Origin of the sequence: Pseudomonas sp. UME65, from assembly GCF_014170225.1 — a bacterium.
Lineage (GTDB): Bacteria > Pseudomonadota > Gammaproteobacteria > Pseudomonadales > Pseudomonadaceae > Aquipseudomonas > Aquipseudomonas protegens.
The window spans coordinates 281,528-300,080 of record NZ_LZZQ01000004.1 but is presented as its reverse complement, the minus strand read 5'-3'; the positions used below and the strand labels follow the sequence as shown (position 1 = coordinate 300,080).

15 protein-coding genes are annotated in these 18,553 nt (G+C 61.2%); 10 read left to right on the top strand and 5 right to left on the bottom strand.

The genetic code is table 11. The features are described from left to right. Positions 1-52 precede the first annotated feature (52 nt). Positions 53-490 (top strand): universal stress protein, encoded by a 438-nt coding sequence (locus A9971_RS02470; protein WP_011060258.1) that lies wholly within the window; start codon positions 53-55, stop codon positions 488-490. Positions 491-585: 95 nt separating this feature from the next. On the opposite strand, the gene A9971_RS02465 is transcribed toward A9971_RS02470, so the two are convergent. After that, positions 586-2,505: an ATP-binding cassette domain-containing protein gene (locus tag A9971_RS02465; RefSeq protein WP_011060257.1), complete on the bottom strand. Its 1,920-nt coding sequence runs from the start codon at positions 2,503-2,505 to the stop codon at positions 586-588. 213 nt (positions 2,506-2,718) lie between these two features. On the opposite strand from A9971_RS02465, the gene A9971_RS02460 reads away from it, so the two are divergent. Further along, positions 2,719-4,647: a transglycosylase SLT domain-containing protein gene (locus A9971_RS02460; protein ID WP_011060256.1), complete on the top strand. Its 1,929-nt coding sequence runs from the start codon at positions 2,719-2,721 to the stop codon at positions 4,645-4,647. A gap of 203 nt (positions 4,648-4,850) precedes the next feature. Here A9971_RS02460 and A9971_RS02455 read toward each other — a convergent pair whose 3' ends face one another. After that, the gene (locus A9971_RS02455) at positions 4,851-6,614 is read right to left on the bottom strand and encodes an ABC transporter transmembrane domain-containing protein (RefSeq protein WP_183000812.1); all 1,764 of its coding nucleotides are present in this window, start codon (positions 6,612-6,614) and stop codon (positions 4,851-4,853) included. 259 nt (positions 6,615-6,873) lie between these two features. On the opposite strand from A9971_RS02455, the gene A9971_RS02450 reads away from it, so the two are divergent. After that, entirely contained in the window at positions 6,874-7,053 is a 180-nt protein-coding gene (locus A9971_RS02450) for a PA1571 family protein (protein WP_011060254.1), read from the top strand. Positions 7,054-7,110: 57 nt separating this feature from the next. Here A9971_RS02450 and pdxB read toward each other — a convergent pair whose 3' ends face one another. Next, on the bottom strand, positions 7,111-8,253 hold the full coding sequence (gene pdxB / locus A9971_RS02445) for a 4-phosphoerythronate dehydrogenase PdxB (RefSeq protein ID WP_183000811.1): 1,143 nt from the start codon (positions 8,251-8,253) through the stop codon (positions 7,111-7,113). 190 nt (positions 8,254-8,443) lie between these two features. Here pdxB and A9971_RS02440 point away from each other — a divergent pair, with 190 nt between their 5' ends. Further along, entirely contained in the window at positions 8,444-9,853 is a 1,410-nt protein-coding gene (locus A9971_RS02440) for an MATE family efflux transporter (RefSeq protein WP_019093726.1), read from the top strand. Here A9971_RS02440 and tusA read toward each other — a convergent pair. Together tusA and rlmM are read right to left on the bottom strand one after the other, a co-directional pair. After that, complete coding sequence (gene tusA, locus A9971_RS02435) at positions 9,850-10,101, bottom strand: sulfurtransferase TusA (protein WP_011060251.1); 252 nt, start codon at positions 10,099-10,101, stop codon at positions 9,850-9,852. The two genes, A9971_RS02440 and tusA, sit on opposite strands and share 4 nt — an antisense overlap. Before the next feature lie 191 nt (positions 10,102-10,292). Further along, complete coding sequence (gene rlmM / locus A9971_RS02430; RefSeq protein WP_015634804.1) at positions 10,293-11,366, bottom strand: 23S rRNA (cytidine(2498)-2'-O)-methyltransferase RlmM; 1,074 nt, start codon at positions 11,364-11,366, stop codon at positions 10,293-10,295. A 208-nt stretch (positions 11,367-11,574) separates the two neighbouring features. Between rlmM and acnA the strand changes: the two genes are divergently transcribed. The 6 genes from acnA to A9971_RS02400 all read left to right on the top strand — a co-directional run bounded on the left by acnA (position 11,575) and on the right by A9971_RS02400 (position 18,531). Then, positions 11,575-14,316 (top strand): aconitate hydratase AcnA, encoded by a 2,742-nt coding sequence (acnA, locus tag A9971_RS02425; RefSeq protein ID WP_183000810.1) that lies wholly within the window; start codon positions 11,575-11,577, stop codon positions 14,314-14,316. Positions 14,317-14,492: 176 nt separating this feature from the next. Then, positions 14,493-15,281: a CPBP family intramembrane glutamic endopeptidase gene (locus tag A9971_RS02420; protein ID WP_015634802.1), complete on the top strand. Its 789-nt coding sequence runs from the start codon at positions 14,493-14,495 to the stop codon at positions 15,279-15,281. Between the two features lie 141 nt (positions 15,282-15,422). Then, positions 15,423-16,403 (top strand): UDP-glucose 4-epimerase GalE, encoded by a 981-nt coding sequence (gene galE / locus A9971_RS02415; protein ID WP_041752059.1) that lies wholly within the window; start codon positions 15,423-15,425, stop codon positions 16,401-16,403. Between the two features lie 39 nt (positions 16,404-16,442). Next, entirely contained in the window at positions 16,443-17,420 is a 978-nt protein-coding gene (locus A9971_RS02410) for a glycosyltransferase family 2 protein (protein WP_015634800.1), read from the top strand. Then, complete coding sequence (locus A9971_RS02405; protein ID WP_015634799.1) at positions 17,417-18,145, top strand: class I SAM-dependent methyltransferase; 729 nt, start codon at positions 17,417-17,419, stop codon at positions 18,143-18,145. Before A9971_RS02410 ends, A9971_RS02405 begins: the two co-directional genes overlap by 4 nt. Beyond that, on the top strand, positions 18,142-18,531 hold the full coding sequence (locus tag A9971_RS02400) for a GtrA family protein (protein WP_041752057.1): 390 nt from the start codon (positions 18,142-18,144) through the stop codon (positions 18,529-18,531). Before A9971_RS02405 ends, A9971_RS02400 begins: the two co-directional genes overlap by 4 nt. Positions 18,532-18,553: the final 22 nt, after the last annotated feature.

Here is an 18,553-nt window from a genome sequence, read left to right as displayed (position 1 = left end):
GCTTGAAACCAGCCATACTTGAAGCTATTGCAACCCTCAGGAGGAGCACCTCATGCCCTACCACCATATTCTGGTCGCCGTAGATCTAACCGAAGAGTGCGATCCTGTTATCCACCGTGCTCGCGAGCTGTCGGTGAGCAATGGAGCCAAGCTGTCCCTGGTGCACATTGTCGAACCCATGGCCATGGCCTTCGGGGGCGACGTCCCCATGGATCTTTCGCAGTTGCAGCAGCAACAGTTCGACCAGGCCCGGGAGCGTCTTGATCGGCTGATCAACAAGTACCCGGAGCTGACCAAGGAATACAGTCACCTGACCTACGGCCAGCCGCGCCAGGAAATCCATCACCTGGCCAAGGAGCAGGAATGCGACCTGATCGTGGTCGGCAGCCACGGCCGACATGGCCTGGCCCTGCTGCTGGGCTCCACCGCCAATGACGTCCTGCACGGCGCACCTTGCGACGTGCTGGCCGTGCACTTGGTCAAACGCTGAACCCGCCCCGAGGGTTGCCGGCTCCCAAAAGCTGGCAAGCGCACTGAAAAAAAGCCCGACTCTGCAGTCGGGCTTTTTTATCAGCAACCGGTCACTCAGGCATCCAGTTCGGCCCAGCGCTCGACCATCTGCTCCAGTTCGGCATTCAACTGCTCAAGGCGGGCAATTACCGCTGCAGTTTCCGCCGCCGGGCGCTGATAGAAACCAGCGTCGGCCATTTCCGCCTCGACCCCGGCGATCTGCTGCTCCATGGCATCGATCTGCCCCGGCAAAGCCTCAAGCTCGCGCTGCAATTTGTAGCTGAGCTTCTTTTTCGCCGCCGGCGCTTCCTGGGCAGGAGCCGGAGCCGCCTGTACCGGTGCCACCACTGCAGAATTCAGCTCGGCCTTGCCCGACTTGTTCTCGGTCACCCCCAGCAACCGCGGCGAACCGCCCTGGCGCAACCAGTCCTGGTAGCCGCCGACGTACTCGCGCACCTTGCCTTCGCCTTCGAAGACCAGGGTGCTGGTCACCACGTTGTCGAGGAATGCCCGGTCGTGGCTGACCATCAGCACAGTGCCCTGGAAGGTCAGCAGCACCTCTTCCAGCAGTTCGAGGGTTTCTACATCCAGGTCGTTGGTCGGTTCATCGAGCACCAGCAGGTTGGCCGGTTTACTGAACAGCTTGGCCAGCAGCAACCGCGCACGCTCGCCGCCAGACAACGCCTTGACCGGCGTGCGAGCACGCTGCGGGCTGAACAGGAAGTCGCCGAGGTAGCTCAGCACGTGGCGGCTCTGGCCATCGATCTCGATGAAGTCGCGACCTTCGGCGACGTTGTCGATCACAGTCTTTTCCAGATCCAGCTGATGGCGCAACTGGTCGAAGTAGGCCACGTCGATACGCGTACCCTCTTCCACCTTACCGCTGCTGGGCACCAGGCCACCGAGCATCAGCTTGAGCAGCGTGGTCTTGCCGGTACCGTTGGCGCCCAAGAGGCCGATGCGATCGCCGCGCTGCAGGACCATGGAGAAGTCCTTGACCAGGAACGGACCGTCCGGGTGAGCGAAGCTGACGTTCTCCAGCACCATCACCTGCTTGCCGGACTTGTCTGCGGTTTCCAGTTGGATATTGGCCTTGCCGGTACGCTCGCGACGTTCGCTGCGCTCGACACGCAACGCCTTGAGGGCGCGCACACGGCCTTCGTTGCGGGTGCGCCGGGCCTTGATACCCTGGCGAATCCAGACTTCCTCTTGGGCCAGGCGCTTGTCGAACAGCGCGTTGGCGGTTTCTTCCGCCGCCAGCATGGCTTCCTTGTGCACCAGGAAGCTGGCGTAGTCGCCGTTCCAGTCGATCAGGCCGCCGCGGTCCAGTTCGAGGATGCGGGTGGCCAGGTTCTGCAGGAAGGAACGGTCGTGGGTAATAAAGAGGACCGCACCTTGGAAATCCTTCAGCGCCTCTTCCAGCCAGGCGATGGCACCAATGTCCAGGTGGTTGGTGGGCTCGTCGAGCAGCAGCAGGTCCGGCTCGGACACCAGGGCCTGGGCCAGCAGGACACGACGACGCCAGCCGCCGGACAGCTCGGCAAGGGTCTTGTCGGCCGGCAGTTGCAGGCGGCTCAGGGTGCTGTCCACCAGTTGTTGCAGGCGCCAGCCGTCACGGGCTTCGAGGTCGTGCTGGACGTGCATCAGTTTTTCCAGATCGGCGTCGGTGACGATGTTCTGGCTCAGGTGGTGGTACTGGGCCAGCAACTCACCGACACCATCCAGGCCCTGGGCAACCACGTCGAACACGGTCCGCTCGTCGGCCACCGGCAATTCCTGGGGCAATTCGCCGATCTTCAGACCGGGTGCGCGCCATACGGAGCCGTCGTCGGGCTTCTGATCGCCCTTGACCAGCTTCATCATGCTGGATTTGCCAGTACCGTTACGGCCGATGATGCACACCCGCTCACCACGGGCGATCTGCCAGGACACCTTGTCCAACAACGGCATGGCGCCGAAAGCAAGGGACACATCGCTGAATTTGAGCAGGGTCATGTTCTTCTCCAAAAACCGGGCGCGCATTCTACCTGAGTTGAGCCCGCAGAAGGCCGGGTATTTCGCCCACGAGGGCGCTCGCGGCACATTTGTTGCCAACTGATGCCAGCAGGCCGGCAAAGCTTTCACCGGTTGCTGGCAAAAGGCTAAGCTAGTGAGCAATCAGTGTTGGCCCTGTCGGCACTTGTCATGATTTCTCTGCCCGGATGTCTCATGCGCAGTCGCCTTTTCAGTGTTTTATCTTGCCTGCTTCTTTCCACCACAGCCGTCCACTGCGCCCAGGCGGCAGACCTGACTCTACAGCGCCAGTATTACGATGAAGCCAAGCGCGCCCTGGCCAAAGGCGATTCCGGCCCCTATTTCCGTTATGCCGATGCGCTGCGCGACTATCCGCTGGAGCCCTACCTGGCCTACGACGAGCTCACGGCCCGGCTGAAATCCGCCAGCAATCCCGAGATCGAGAAGTTTCTCGCCGAACATGGCGACCTGCCCCAGGCCAACTGGATGAAACTGCGCTGGTTGCGCTGGCTGGCCGAACGCGGCGACTGGGCGACCTTCACCAAGTACTACGATCCGAAACTCAACTTCACCGAACTGGACTGCCTCAATGGCCAGTACCAGCTGGGGCACAACCTCAAGGCCGAAGGCTACGCCGCCACCGAGAAGCTCTGGCTGACCGGCAAATCCCAACCTGCTGCCTGCGACGCGTTGTTCGCCCAGTGGGCCGCCGAAGGCCAGTTGACCGAACAGAAGCGCTGGCAGCGAGCCAAACTGGCCGCCGAGGCCCGCAACTACCCCCTGGCCAACAGCCTGGTAAAGAGCATGACCACTCTGGCGCCCCAGGGCCGCCTGCTGGTGGACGTGGCGCAAAAACCCGAACTGCTGAGCCAGCCCTCGCGCTTCCAGCCTGCCGATGAAGCCATGTCCGACGTGGTTGGCCTCGGCCTGCGCCGCCTGGCGCGCCAGGATCCGGACAAGGCCATGGCCCTGCTGGATGGCTATGCCAGCAGCATGCACTTTTCCCGTGACGAAAAAGTGGCCATCGCCCGCGAGATCGGCCTGACCCTGGCACGGCGCTTCGACAGCCGCGCCCTGGACGTGATGACCAAGTACGATCCCGAGCTGCGGGACAACACCGTCTCCGAATGGCGCCTGCGCTTGCTGCTGCGCCTGGCGCGCTGGGAAGACGCCTACCAGCTGACCCGCAAGCTGCCCCAGGACCTGGCCACCACCAACCGCTGGCGCTACTGGCAGGCCCGTAGCCTGGAACTGGCCGAACCGAAGAACCCTCAGGCCCAGGTATTGTTCAAGGGCCTGGCCCGGGAGCGGGATTTCTACGGCTTCCTTGCCGCCGATCACGCCAAGGCGCCCTACCAGCTCAATAACCAGCCGCTGATGCTCAGCCAAGCCGTGATCAACAAGGTACGCAACACCCCGGGTGTACGCCGCGCCCTGGAGCTGCATGCCCGCGGGCAGATCGTCGACGGCCGCCGCGAGTGGTACCACGTCAGCCGGCATTTCAACCGCGACGAAATGGTTGCCCAGGCCAAGCTGGCCTACGACCTGAAATGGTACTTCCCGGCCATTCGCACCATCAGCCAGGCTCAGTACTGGGATGACCTGGACATCCGCTTCCCCATGGCCCACCGCGACACCCTAGTGCGCGAAGCCAAGGTTCGCGGCCTGCATTCCAGCTGGGTGTTCGCCATTACCCGCCAGGAAAGCGCCTTCATGGACGACGCCCGTTCCGGCGTCGGCGCCAGCGGCCTGATGCAACTGATGCCCGGCACCGCCAAGGAAACCGCGCGCAAGTTCAGCATTCCCCTGGCCTCGCCCCAGCAAGTGCTGGACCCGGACAAGAACATCCAGTTGGGCGCCGCCTACCTGAGCCAGGTCCACAGCCAGTTCAACGGCAACCGGGTACTGGCTTCCGCCGCCTACAACGCCGGCCCCGGGCGGGTGCGCCAGTGGCTCAAGGGGGCCGACCACCTGAGTTTCGATGTCTGGGTGGAAAGCATTCCTTTCGACGAAACCCGCCAGTACGTGCAGAACGTACTGTCCTACTCGGTGATCTACGGCCAGAAGCTCAATTCGCCGCAGCCCCTGGTGGACTGGCACGAACGCTACTTCGACGATCAGTAAGCACCGACCCACAACAAAAAATGCCCGCAGCAATGCGGGCATTTTTGTATCTCCCCCAACACCCCCCAATACCTGTAGCCGCTGCCGAGCCTGCGACCGGGCGCGAAGTGGCCGTAAAGCGCTCGCTACGTTGGCGAGGACTACGTGCTCGTGCGCAGCCTCGCAGGCTCGGCAGCGACTACAGGGCTCAGGGGTGCGTGGGCTCAGCCATCTCTGAATTGCAGGGCCGCCAGGCGCGCATACAAGGGGTTGCTGGCAATCAGTTGCTGGTGGGTACCCACCGCGACCAGCCTGCCCTGGTCCATGACCGCGATCCGGCCGGCATTCTTCACCGTGGCCAGGCGATGGGCGATCACCAGGGTGGTGCGGTTCTTCATCAGGCTGGGCAAGGCCTGCTGGATCAGGTGCTCGCTTTGCGCGTCCAGGGCGCTGGTGGCTTCGTCCAGTAGCAAGATCGGCGCGTCCACCAGCAAGGCCCGAGCTATCGCCAGGCGCTGGCGCTGGCCGCCTGAAAGGCCAAGCCCGGCATCCCCCAGGTGGGTCTGGTAACCCTCGGGCATCTGTTCGATGAACTCATGGGCATAGGCGATCTTCGCCGCTTCCTGGACCTGGGCCAGGGTCGCCTCGGGATTGCCGTAGCGAATGTTCTCCTCGATGCTGCCGTAGAACAGCGCCGGGCTTTGCGAAACCAGGGCGAAGCAGCGACGCAGGTCCAGCGGGTCGAGCTGGGTCAGGGCCACGCCATCCAGCAGGATCCTTCCCTGCTGCGGGTCGTAGAAGCGCAGCAACAGATCATAAAGGGTGGATTTACCGGCCCCGGAAGGCCCCACCAACGCCAGAGTCTCTCCGGCCCGGATGCTCAGGCTCAAACCATCGATCGCGAAGCGGTCGGGCCGCGACGGATAGGAAAACCGCAGCCCGTCCAGCTCCAGATCACCCCGCACCCGCGCCGGCAGGCTTACCAGCCCGTCGGCGGGCGGCTGGATGATATTGTCCGCCCGCAGCAATTCGGCAATCCGCTCCGCCGCGCCGGCCGCGCGCTGCAACTCGCCGATCACTTCGCTCAGGGTGCCGAAGGCACTGCCGACAATCAGGCTGTAGAAGACGAATGCCGCCAGCTCGCCGCCGGAGATGCGCCCGGCAATCACGTCCATGCCACCGACCCAGAGCATCACCCCCACCGCCCCCAGCACCAGGACGATCACCAGGGTGATCAGCCAGGCACGCTGGACAATCCGCTTGCGCGCCGTGTCGAACGCCTGCTCCACGGTCACGGCAAACCGCCGTTCATCCTGAGGTTGGTGGTTGTAGGCCTGGACCGTCTTGATCTGGCCGAGGGTTTCCGAGACATAGCTGCCGACATCGGCAATCCGGTCCTGGCTCAGGCGCGACAGGCTGCGCACCCGCCGACCGAAGATCAGGATTGGCGCCAGCACCAGCGGCAAGGCGATGACCACAATGCTGGTGAGCTTGGGGTTGGTGACAAACAGCAGCACGATCCCCCCCAGCACCATCAGCGCATTGCGCAAAAACAGCGACAGCGAAGACCCGATCACCGATTGCAGCAAGGTGGTGTCCGCGGTCAAGCGCGACTGGATTTCCGAGCTGCGGTTGTTTTCGTAGAACCCGGGATGCAGGTAGATCAGGTGATTGAACACCTGGCGCCGGATATCCGCCACGCAACGCTCGCCAATCCACGACACCAGGTAAAAGCGCACGAAGGTACCCACCGCCAGCGCCAGTACCAGCAGCAGGAACAAGCCGATGGACTGGTTCAACAGATGGGGCGATTGAGTCATGAAGCCCTGGTCCACCAACAGGCGAATGCCCTGCCCCATGGACAGGGTAATGCCGGCGGTAACTATCAGTGCCAGCAAGGCGCCCAGCGCCTGCCAACGGTAGGGAGCGACAAAGCGGCTGGCCAGATGCAGCGCCCGGCGGTGACGAGAAGAAAGCATGCTGTTCATCCATTGACGCACCGGCGAGCCGTTCGTTGCAGCAACGGCAACGAGATGAATTCGCAGGAACTTTGGTAAATCACAATGAGTCAGGTTGATTATGACCGCTGACACTAGAGCCTAGAGATTATCGGTCTAATCCGTGGCTGGCACTCCCCGGGCATTTCTGTTGGAGTGAAGTCGCCGGGCCAGCCCTCGCGGCGGTCTGTAACAGCTTGGTCACCCGGCCATTCTAGAGTAAGCACACAACCTGATGAGGAGACAGGCCATGTCCTTGCAACACAGCAGCAATGACAAGATTCAAGTGATCCGTACCCAGCCGAACCAGTCTCTGGGGTGTGCCATCATCGACGCCCAGGGTCGCGAAGTACCTATTACTGAAGACATGATCCAGAACGCCTGCCGCGAACTGGAAAAGCGACTGGTCAAGCCTGCTCGGCAAGATTGACACACAGCCTCACGTCCTCTTGACCCGGCCTTGCGGCCGGGTTTTTTATGCGCGGTTTCAGGCTTCCCGGGCACCCAAGGCACGGACGATCCGGCTCAAGGCCGCGGACTCGCCCTGGATGCGCACTTCCAGGCCGTCGATCTCGCGACGCTCCGGATAATGCTTGCGCAGACCATCGAAGGCGCTGCGCTGCTGAGCTACATCGTCCGACAGGCTACGGCGAAAATCCGCATCATCGCGACGCGGGTCATACACGGCACGGCAGATCATCGCCAGGGCCCAGGCCGGGTCCGCATTGGCATTCAGGCTGACCTGAGGCACCCAGGGCGCCGGCAGCAAGGCCGACAGGCTGACCTGCTCGGCCTGCCCGAGGAAGCGGCAGTAGGCCTGGTAGATCTGCGCCGTGCCCCGTTGCTTGCCGTCCAGGCTGTAACCGGCGATATGCGGCGTCGCCAGCACGCAGAGGTCCGCCAGGGAAGCATCCACCGTCGGCTCCTCTTCCCAGACATCCAGCACCGCCTGCAAATCCTCGCGCTGGCGCAGCACCTCAGCCAGGGCCCGGTTATCCACCACCGGGCCACGGGCCGCGTTGATCAGCCAGGTGCCGTGCCTGAGCCGGTTCAGCCGCTGGCGATCCAGCAGGTGCCAGGTGGAGTCTTGCCCGCTCTTGGTCAGGGGTGTGTGCAGGCTGATGACATCGCAACGCTCGAGCAACTGCTCCAGGCTGACATAGTCGCCGCCTTCCGCCGCCTGCCGCTGCGGATCGCAGACCAGCACATTCCAGCCCAGGCCACGCAGCACCTCGATCAGGCGCCCGCCCACTTCACCGGCACCGACCACGCCATAGCAACGCTGCGCCAGGTCCACGCCTTCGATCTCGGCCAGGGTCAGCAGGCTGCCCAGCACATAGTCCACCACGCCCCGGGCGTTGCAGCCCGGGGCGCTGGACCAGGTGATCCCGGCCTGCTGGAAATACTCCAGGTCCAGGTGATCGGTGCCGATGGTGCAAGTGCCGACAAACCGCACCGGGCTGCCTTCCAGCAACTGGCGGTCGACCTGGGTCACCGAGCGCACCAGCAACACATCTGCCTGCTCCACGGTCGCCCGGTCGATAGCGCGCCCGGGGACACACCGGATCTCGCCGAAACCGGCAAAGAACTCTTCGATCAGGGGGATATTTTCGTCGGCAACAATCAACATGGCAGGCTCCTCTGGCGGAGCCGCAGTGTAGGCGCAGATGCCAGGCCGGGCTAGCGCGGCATGCGCGCGAACCGGCATTTTCACCACCCCCGGCGCTTACAAATCCACAACACGGGATGTTTTCCTGACTGAGATGTCAACGCGTAGACTGTCGCGTCCTGCGCAACACCACCTATGGACGCTACGCCCCGTGAATTCCGTGACTGACTCCCCTGCCGCCACCGCCACCAGCCGCCCTGCCCGGGTCGGCCGTGAACTGCATGACCTGCTGGTACTGGCCCTGCCCATCATGATTGCCCAGGTGGCCACCACCGCCATGGGCTTTGTCGATGCCGTGATGGCCGGCCGGGTCGGCCCGCGAGATCTGGCAGCCGTCGCCCTGGGCAACTCGATCTGGATTCCGGTGTTCCTGCTGATGACCGGCACCCTGCTGGCCACCACGCCCAAGGTGGCGCAGCGCTTCGGCGCCGGCAACCTGCACGAGATCGGCCCGCTGGTGCGCCAGGCACTGTGGCTCGCCGTGGTGGCCGGGATCTCGGCCCTGCTGATACTGATCAGTGCCGAGCCGGTGCTGCACCTGATGAATGTCGATCCGGAACTGATCAAGCCCTGCATGGGCTACCTGCACGGCATCGCCAGTGGCTTGCCGGCGGTAGCGCTGTACTACGTGCTGCGCTGCCTCAGCGATGGCCTGGGCCGCACGGTGCCGAGCATGGTCATCGGCCTGGGAGGCCTGGCCCTGAACATCCCCATCAACTACATCTTCATCTATGGCCATTTCGGTGTACCGGCCATGGGCGGCGTCGGTTGCGGCTGGGCCACGGCCATCGTGATGTGGGCCATGATGCTGGGCATGGCCGGCTGGATTTTCTGGGCACCGGCCTACCGCAAGATCCAGTTGTTCAGCCGCTTCGACTGGCCGCAAGGGGCGATGATCGGGCGCTTGCTGAGCATCGGCCTGCCCATCGGCATTGCAGTGTTCGCCGAATCGAGCATTTTCGCGGTGATCGCCCTGCTGATCGGCAGCCTGGGGGCCACGGTGGTGGCCGGGCACCAGATCGCCCTCAACGTCAGCGCCCTGATGTTCATGATTCCCTACTCCCTGGCCATGGCGGTGACCGTGCGGGTCGGCCAGGCCCTGGGCCGCCAGCAACCCCGCAATGCGCGCTTCAGCGCCGGCGTCGGCATGGCCACGTCACTGGCCTACGCCTGCCTTTCGGCGAGCCTGATGTTCTTCCTGCGTGAGCCCATCGCCACCATCTACACCACCGACCCGATGGTGATTCAGGTCGCTTCGATGCTGATTGTGTATGCGGCGCTGTTCCAGTTTTCCGATGGCATCCAGGTCACGGCGGCCGGCGCACTGCGCGGCTACCAGGACACTCGGGTGACCATGATCCTGACCCTGTTCGCCTACTGGGGGATTGGCTTGCCGGTGGGCTACGCCCTGGGCCTGACCGACTGGTTCGGCCCGGCGCGGGGCCCGAGCGGCCTGTGGGAAGGCCTGATCGTGGGCTTGAGCTGCGCGGCGCTGATGCTGTCGATCCGCCTAACACGCAGCGCGCGCAAGCAGATCCGCATCAGCCGCTCGGCGGGTTAATCGAGCTTCTTGCGGATCCAGTAGAGGTAGGTACCTGCCTCTTCCTGCTGCGCTACCAGTTCATGGTCGAGAAACACGCAGAACTTGGGAATGTCGCGGCGGGTGGAGGGGTCGGTGGCAATCACCTTCAACAGCCCGCCCGGCGGCAGGTCGCGGATGTGCTGGTGCAGCATCATCACCGGCTCCGGGCAGTTGAGGCCCGTGGCGTCGAGGGTGCCGTCAACCGGCGTATCGATAATCTGACTCATGAATCACTCCTGAAACTGGCCAGCATTGTCGCGCAATACCGCCATCGGTTCATCTGTTGCTGTCGTTCCACGGCCCCGATCCTGCCGTAGGAGCTGGCTGCCAGCGAAGGCATCCTCACGCCTTGCACCAGTGCGGGGCCTTTTTCGCCGGCAAGCCGGCTCCGACCAGGAAGCGGGCGGTGTTGCGGGTACTACGCCGATTTGGGCTTTTTCAGATCCAGGCGCCGCAGGTGGCAGGTGACTTCCTCGCGGTCGTGGTACAGCTGCTTGCAGCCAATGGCCACGCGAATGCCCCGGGCCTTGAAGCCTTCTTCGATGCGCTCCAGCAAGCGCTTCACTTCGGCATAGCGCTGCTTCATCGGCAGCTTGAGGTTGACCACCGCCTCGCGGCAGTGCCCCTCGCCGATCCAGGTCTCCAGCAGCGCGGCGTTGCGCGCCGGTTTCTCGACGATGTCGCAGACCATCCAGTCCACCGGCTGCCTGGGCTTGTAGGTAAAGCCGTCCGCCATCAGGTGCTGCACCAGGCCGGTGTCCATCAGGCTTTCAGCCATGGGGCCGTTGTCCACGGCGGTCACCAGCATGCCGCGGTTGACCAGTTGCCAGGTCCAGCCGCCCGGGGCAGCCCCCAGGTCGACGCCGGTCATGTCGCCATGCAGACGCTCGTCCCACTGGTCCCGAGGAATGAAATGGTGCCAGGCCTCTTCCAGCTTCAGGGTCGAGCGGCTCGGCGCTTCCCGGGGGAATTTCAGCCGTGGAATGCCCATGGGCCACATGGCCGAGTTGCCGGCATCAGCCAGGCCGACGAAGACTTCCCGACCGCTCTTGAAGGTCAGCAACAAGCGCGGCTTGGTCGCGTCATCCACCAGCTTGCCGGCCGCGGTCAGGGCCTTGCGCAGGGGTGCTTCGAACTTCTTGCAGAAGTTGGACAGCTCCTTGCCATCGTTGGTGTCCACCACTTCCAGCCACAGACTGCCGCACTGCGGGAAGTTGGCCAGGTAGGCAAGGATCACGCTGATGCGGTCGGTTTCCGGCAAGTCGATGAAGCCGCCCCGGGCCCACTGCCGGGGAAAGATCAGCTCCGGGAAGCGCAGGCCCTGCATCAGACGCTGGGCCCCGTCGTCCTCGGTGCAGATGAACTCGGCGCAGGCGGTGCTGGGCTTGGCCTTGGCATAACCGGCGACATTCAGCCGGGCCGCGTGGTCGGCGATCTCGGAGCAGACTTCGCCCTCGAAGCCGGGCCGGCAATGGATAAACAGGGTGTTCATTGAATCTCCTGGGCAAATGGCGATGAATCGATGCGCAAACCTGCCCTGTAGCAAAGCCTGTCACGAAAACCGGCGCATGATAACCGAGTTCGGAACCTTGGACTGAGCCCAGCAGTCCAGTGATTAGCTATAAGCCCCAAACAGAGCTAGGTTAACTCTCTGTCCGTATCACAGGCCCGTAGCCGTGCGGGCCACAAGGAGTCATTCAATGCCATCCCTCGATAGCCTGAAAACCCTTAAGACCCTAAAAGTCGACGACAAGACTTATCACTATTTCAGCCTGCCGGACGCCGCCAGGAGCCTGGGTGATATCGACACCCTGCCCATGTCGCTGAAAGTCCTGCTGGAAAACCTGTTGCGCTGGGAAGACGACAAGACCGTCACCGGCGCCGACCTCAAGGCCATCGCGGCCTGGCTCAAGGAGCGCCGCTCCGACCGCGAGATCCAGTACCGCCCCGCACGGGTGCTGATGCAGGACTTCACCGGGGTGCCGGCGGTGGTCGACCTGGCCGCGATGCGCGCCGCCATGGCCAAGGCCGGTGGCGATCCGCAGCGGATCAACCCGCTGTCACCGGTGGACCTGGTGATCGACCACTCGGTGATGGTGGACAAGTTCGCCAGCAGCAGCGCCTTCGAGCAGAACGTCGATATCGAGATGCAACGCAACGGCGAGCGCTATGCCTTCCTGCGCTGGGGCCAGAGCGCCTTCGACAACTTCAGCGTGGTACCGCCGGGCACCGGCATCTGCCACCAGGTCAACCTGGAATACCTGGGGCGCACGGTCTGGACCAAGGACGAGGACGGCCGCACCTACGCCTTCCCCGACACCCTGGTGGGCACCGACTCCCACACCACCATGATCAATGGCCTTGGCGTACTGGGCTGGGGCGTGGGCGGGATCGAAGCCGAAGCGGCGATGCTCGGCCAGCCGGTGTCGATGCTGATTCCCGAAGTCATCGGCTTCAAGCTCACCGGCAAGCTCAAGGAAGGCATCACCGCCACCGACCTGGTGCTGACGGTGACCCAGATGCTGCGCAAGAAAGGCGTGGTCGGCAAATTCGTCGAGTTCTACGGTGACGGCCTGGCCGACCTGCCCCTGGCGGACCGTGCCACCATCGCCAACATGGCACCGGAATACGGCGCCACCTGCGGCTTCTTCCCGGTGGATGACATCACCCTGGACTACCTGCGCCTGTCCGGGCGCCCCGACGAACTGGTGAAACTGGTGGAGGCCTACAGCAAGGCCCAGGGCTTGTGGCGCCTGCCGGGCAAGGAGCCGGTATTCACCGACAGCCTGGCGCTGGACATGGGCACCGTGGAGGCCAGCCTCGCCGGCCCCAAACGGCCGCAGGACCGGGTTGCACTGCCCAACGTTGCCCAGGCTTTCACTGACTTCCTCGACCTGCAGTTCAAACCCACCAGCAAGGAAGAAGGCCGCCTGGAAAGCGAAGGTGGCGGTGGTGTGGCGGTGGGCAACGCGGACCTGGTGGGCGAAGCCGACTACCAGTACGACGGCCAGACCTATCGCCTGAAAAACGGTGCCGTGGTGATCGCGGCCATCACCTCCTGCACCAACACCTCCAACCCCAGCGTCATGATGGCCGCCGGCCTGGTGGCGAAGAAGGCCGTGGAAAAAGGCCTGCAACGCAAACCCTGGGTCAAGAGCTCGCTAGCCCCAGGCTCCAAGGTGGTGACCGACTACTACAAGGCTGCCGGCCTGACGCCCTACCTGGACCAACTGGGCTTCGATCTGGTGGGCTACGGCTGCACCACCTGTATCGGCAACTCCGGCCCGCTGCAGGAGCCGATCGAGAAAGCCATCCAGCAGGCCGACCTCAGCGTGGCCTCGGTGCTGTCGGGCAACCGCAACTTCGAGGGCCGGGTGCATCCACTGGTGAAAACCAACTGGCTGGCCTCGCCGCCCCTGGTCGTGGCCTATGCCCTGGCGGGCACGGTGCGCATCGACATCAGTAGCGAGCCTCTGGGCCAGGGCAAGGACGGCCAGCCGGTGTATCTGCGGGACATCTGGCCCAGCAGCAAGGAGATCGCCGACGCCGTGGCCCAGGTCAACACTCGGATGTTCCACAAGGAGTACGCCGAAGTGTTCGCCGGGGATGCACAGTGGCAAGCCATCGAAGTGCCGCAGGCCGCCACCTATGTGTGGCAGGACGACTCCACCTATATCCAGCACCCGCCGTTCTTCGATGACATCGCCGGCCCGCTGCCGCAGATCACCGATGTCAGCGGCGCCCGAGTACTGGCCCTGCTGGGGGACTCGGTGACCACCGACCACATCTCCCCGGCCGGCAACATCAAGGCCGACAGCCCGGCTGGCCGCTACCTGCGGGACAAGGGCGTGGAACCGCGGGACTTCAACTCCTACGGCTCACGGCGCGGCAACCACGAAGTGATGATGCGCGGTACCTTCGCCAACATCCGCATTCGCAACGAAATGCTCGGCGGCGAGGAAGGTGGCAACACCTTGTACATTCCCACCGGCGAGAAGTTGGCGATCTATGACGCAGCCATGCGCTACCAGGCCGACGGCACGCCGCTGGTAGTGATCGCCGGCCAGGAATACGGCACCGGTTCGAGCCGCGACTGGGCGGCCAAAGGCACCAACCTGCTGGGAGTCAAGGCAGTGATCGCCGAAAGCTTCGAACGTATCCACCGCTCCAACCTGGTGGGCATGGGCGTCCTGCCCTTGCAGTTCAAGCTGGACCAGAACCGCAAGAGCCTGAAGCTGACCGGCAAGGAAACCCTGGACATTCTCGGCCTCAGCGGTACGGAACTGACGCCGCGGATGAACCTGACCCTGGTGATCGCCCGTGAGGATGGCAGCCAGGAGAAGATCGAGGTGCTGTGCCGCATCGATACCTTGAATGAAGTGGAATACTTCAAGTCCGGCGGGATCCTGCACTACGTTCTGCGGCAACTGATTGCCTCCTGACGCTGCCTGAAAAAAACACCGCCTTCGGGCGGTGTTTTGCATTGGGCTGCCGTGCCAGGACGAGGTGGTTATACTGCGCGCCCGCCAAATCTGACTCACCGGTCGCAATGGCGACTACAGATCCGGCGCAGTACTACGTCTCTGCAATACCCATTCTTACGCAACAAGGATTCCCCATGACCGCTCTGCCATGGATGTACCTGGCACTTCTTTCCATTGGCTACGCACTGGCCCTGAGCTACGGGCAACTGGGCCTGCTGGCCGCCCTGTCGATCTTGCTGCTGTTGGCTGCCGGCTTTGCCGTGCGCCAGCAACGCAGCCGCGTCGGCCAGTACCTGGGCCACGGCCTGTTCGTGGTGCTCGCCCTGGCCCTGGCCATGCACTGGCTGCCCGGGTTCTACAATGGCCGGGCCATCGACCCGCAACGCTTCACCGACGATGCCGTGCCCTTCTCCCTGTACCTGAACCAGGACAAGCCGCTGATCGGCTTCTGGCTGCTGCTGGTATGCCCGTGGATTGTTGCACGCCGCCCCCTGCGCCTGTCGATCTGTGCCATGGCGCTGGCGTTGACCCTGACGGCAATTGCCGCATTGGGCGGCGCTGCGTTGTTGGGCGTCATCAGTTGGGCGCCGAAGTGGCCGGAACAGGCTTGGCTATGGGTTTTGAATAACCTGCTTCTGGTGACGCTGGTGGAGGAAGCGCTATTTCGCGGGTACATCCAGGGCGGGTTAAGCCGTCGGTTCAAGCAGTTGCCGTATGGGGAGAATCTGGCGCTGTTTTTGGCGGCGTTGCTGTTCGGGTTGGTGCACTTAGGTGCGGGATGGCAATGGACGTTGCTGGCGACTATTGCTGGCGTCGGGTATGGACTAGCGTATCGGTTCGGGGGGTTGGGGGCCGCGGTTGTTACGCATTTCGGGCTGAATTTGCTGCATTTTGGGTTGTTTACTTATCCGATGTTGGCTTGAACCTGCAGCGTCAAAAAACGTTCAAAGCGCATGCTGCAAGGCCCAGGCACGCACCAAGATTGATATAGTGTCAGAAGGATTAACAAGCGCCATTTTATTGAATGTGCAAAACGGACTCTAAGCCATCGAAGGAGAGGCGGTGTGACGGCGAAAAACGTACTGGTTATTGGGGGCGCCGGTTATATAGGTTCTCACATGGTGAGAATGCTGACTGAAGAGGGCTTGGGAGCCGTCGTGCTCGACGACCTGAGTTCCGGGTTTGCCGACACCGTGCCTCAGAGCGTGCCTCTTATTGTCGGGGACGCTGGTAATCGCGAACTCCTCGAGCAAATTTTTCAGGAACATGAGATCGACGCAGTAATGCATTTTGCTTCCTACATTCAAGTGGGGGAATCGGTCCTGCAGCCTGCGAAGTATTACGAGAACAATCTGAGCAAGACCCTCGCCTTGCTGGCGAGCATGGCGCACCATCAGATCAAGAACTTCATATTTTCATCTACTGCGGCCATTTTTGGGAGCCCTACCAACGGCGCTATTTGCGAGGCTCACCAAACCGTTCCGATAAATCCTTATGGCCGATCCAAGCTCGCAGTCGAGCAGGTTCTACCTGATTACGAACAGGCCTACGGTATACGTCACGTGTGCCTGCGGTACTTTAACGCTGCAGGCGCTCAACCAGACGGTTCGCTAGGCGAGCGCCATGAGCCGGAAACGCACTTGATACCTTTGGCAATCAATGCCGCCCTGGGCAACGGCCCTTCGCTGAAAATTTTTGGCGATGACTATTCAACTGCCGATGGCACATGCGTGCGCGACTACATTCACGTCTGCGACATAGCCGCCGCCCACCTGTCGGCATTGAATCATTTGCGAAATCAGGGCGACTCCCTGAAGCTGAACCTGGGGAACGGCGCCGGCTATAGCGTTAAAGATGTTCTGAATAGCGTGCAACGAATCACTCGCCAGGCAGTTCCTCATGAGTTTGTAGCCAGGCGCATGGGCGACCCATCAGTGCTCGTCGCGGACTCCGCACAGGCAAGGAAGGCTTTGAACTGGACCCCACGTTACCCTGCTCTAGACGATATCATTGCCCATGCCTATGCATGGCATTCGTCCATGTAACGCAAATGACGCAATCTTTTCAGAATTAAGGATGAATCAATGGCAGGGCCAACATTATCTGTAGTCATTCCTTGTTATAACGAGGAAGACGGGATTCTCGAGTTGCACCGACGAGTTACCGCCGTCTGTACAGAGCAACTTAACGATGACTACGAACTCGTCCTGATCAATGATGGATCCAGGGATTCAACGTGGAAAATCATGCAGGATCTGTCGCAAATTGATCGCCGCGTGGTTGCCATCAATCTCTCACGCAACCATGGTCATCAACTTGCATTGTCAGCCGGCTTGCAACTCTGTCGGGGCAATCGGGTTTTCATCCTCGACGCCGACCTTCAGGATCCTCCAGAACTGCTATCAAAAATGATGGAACGAATGGACCACGGATGCGACGTTGTCTACGGCCAGCGGATTAAACGCGACGGCGAGACGATGTTCAAAAAGGCTTCGGCTCACTTCTTCTATCGCATGCTTAACCGGATGGTAGACATCGACATCCCTGCAGATACCGGGGACTTCCGCCTGATGAGTCGTCGAGCCGTCGACTTGCTGAACGGAATGCCTGAGCATCATCGCTTTATTCGCGGAATGGTCAGTTGGATCGGTCTTAAGCAAGAAGCCCTTCCCTATGAGCGCGCAGCAAGATTCGCCGGGGAAACAAAGTACCCGTTGTCGAAGATGATTAAGTTTGCAATAGATGCAATCACCGGATTCTCTGTACGCCCTTTGCGCATGGCATCGTATTTAGGCATTGGCTTCGGGGCGGCCACAGTACTGCTATTGGGTTATGTGTTGCTTCACTACTTCACAGGCAACAGTGTAGAAGGATGGACATCCCTGGCAGTGATCATGCTGGCGCTGGGCAGCATGCAGTTATTTGTTGCTGGTGTCATGGGAGAGTATTTGGGAAGACTCTATATAGAAACCAAAGGCCGACCTTTGTTTATTATTCAAGAGATAGTCTCATCTCTGGACAAGGAGATCAAAACGGAGCCCAACAAGGAGACATCGAATTGAGCGATAATATCAACCCGGATAAAGATCAACGCGTACGTGCCGAATTCGATCTACTTGCTGACGAGTACCATGATCAGCATAAAGAGAACGTCGCAATTACCGGCGAAAACCCGGAGTTTTTTTCTGAATACAAAATTGCAGACTTGGCAGCGCTAGTAGCAGATCAAAAACTGCCCTCGGCCTCTGTTTTTGACTTCGGCAGCGGTATCGGAAACTCATTACCCTTCTTCAGAAAATATTTCCCTGGCAGTGCGATTACTTGCGGGGATGTCTCATCTCGCAGTATTGAAATCGCAAAAATCAGATTCCCCGGTGACGAAAGATACGTACAGATTGAAAACACTATCCCTTTGCCTACACACAGCCAGGATATCGTATTCACAGCTTGCGTCTTTCACCATATACCGCACGAAGACCATGATCACTGGTTAAAGGAGTTGCTACGCATCACCAAACCAGGAGGAATTCTAACGATATATGAGCATAACCCGCTGAATCCACTGACCGTAAAAGCGGTGAACACCTGCCCCCTTGATGTAAACGCAAAACTGATTCTGGGGCGGACTATGGCGAAACGCGCAACTGCCGGTGGCTGGGCAAAACCCAGCGTTGACTACAAACTTTTCTTTCCGGCCTTCTTGAGCTATCTGCGCCCGCTGGAGCGGAAGTTGAATTGGCTCGCACTAGGTGCTCAGTACCGTATGTCTGCGCGAGCGCCAGAATGATTGCACTGGCCATTCAGACGATGAAATTCTTACTTGTCGGCGTGTTAAACACGCTGACAGGTTTGGCCGCTATCTATGCAATCATGTACTTTACATCCCTCGGCCCGCTGACGGCTAATGCTGTGGGTTATGCCGTAGGCTTGGCCATTAGCTTTATCCTGAATAGCATCTGGACATTTAAAAGCACGAACCCTGCGAGGCACTCGTTCCCTAAATATATACTGTGCGCCATTATCGCCTATTTATTGAACGCAGCTGCAGTGTTACTCGCGTTAAACGCCCTGAAAATCAATCCTTACATTGCGCAACTCTGTGGAATAGTAATTTACAGCACCGTGATGTTCATCGCCTGCAAATTATTCATCTTCAAAAATAACGCAAGTTAAAAAAACACAAGGTACATTCCAG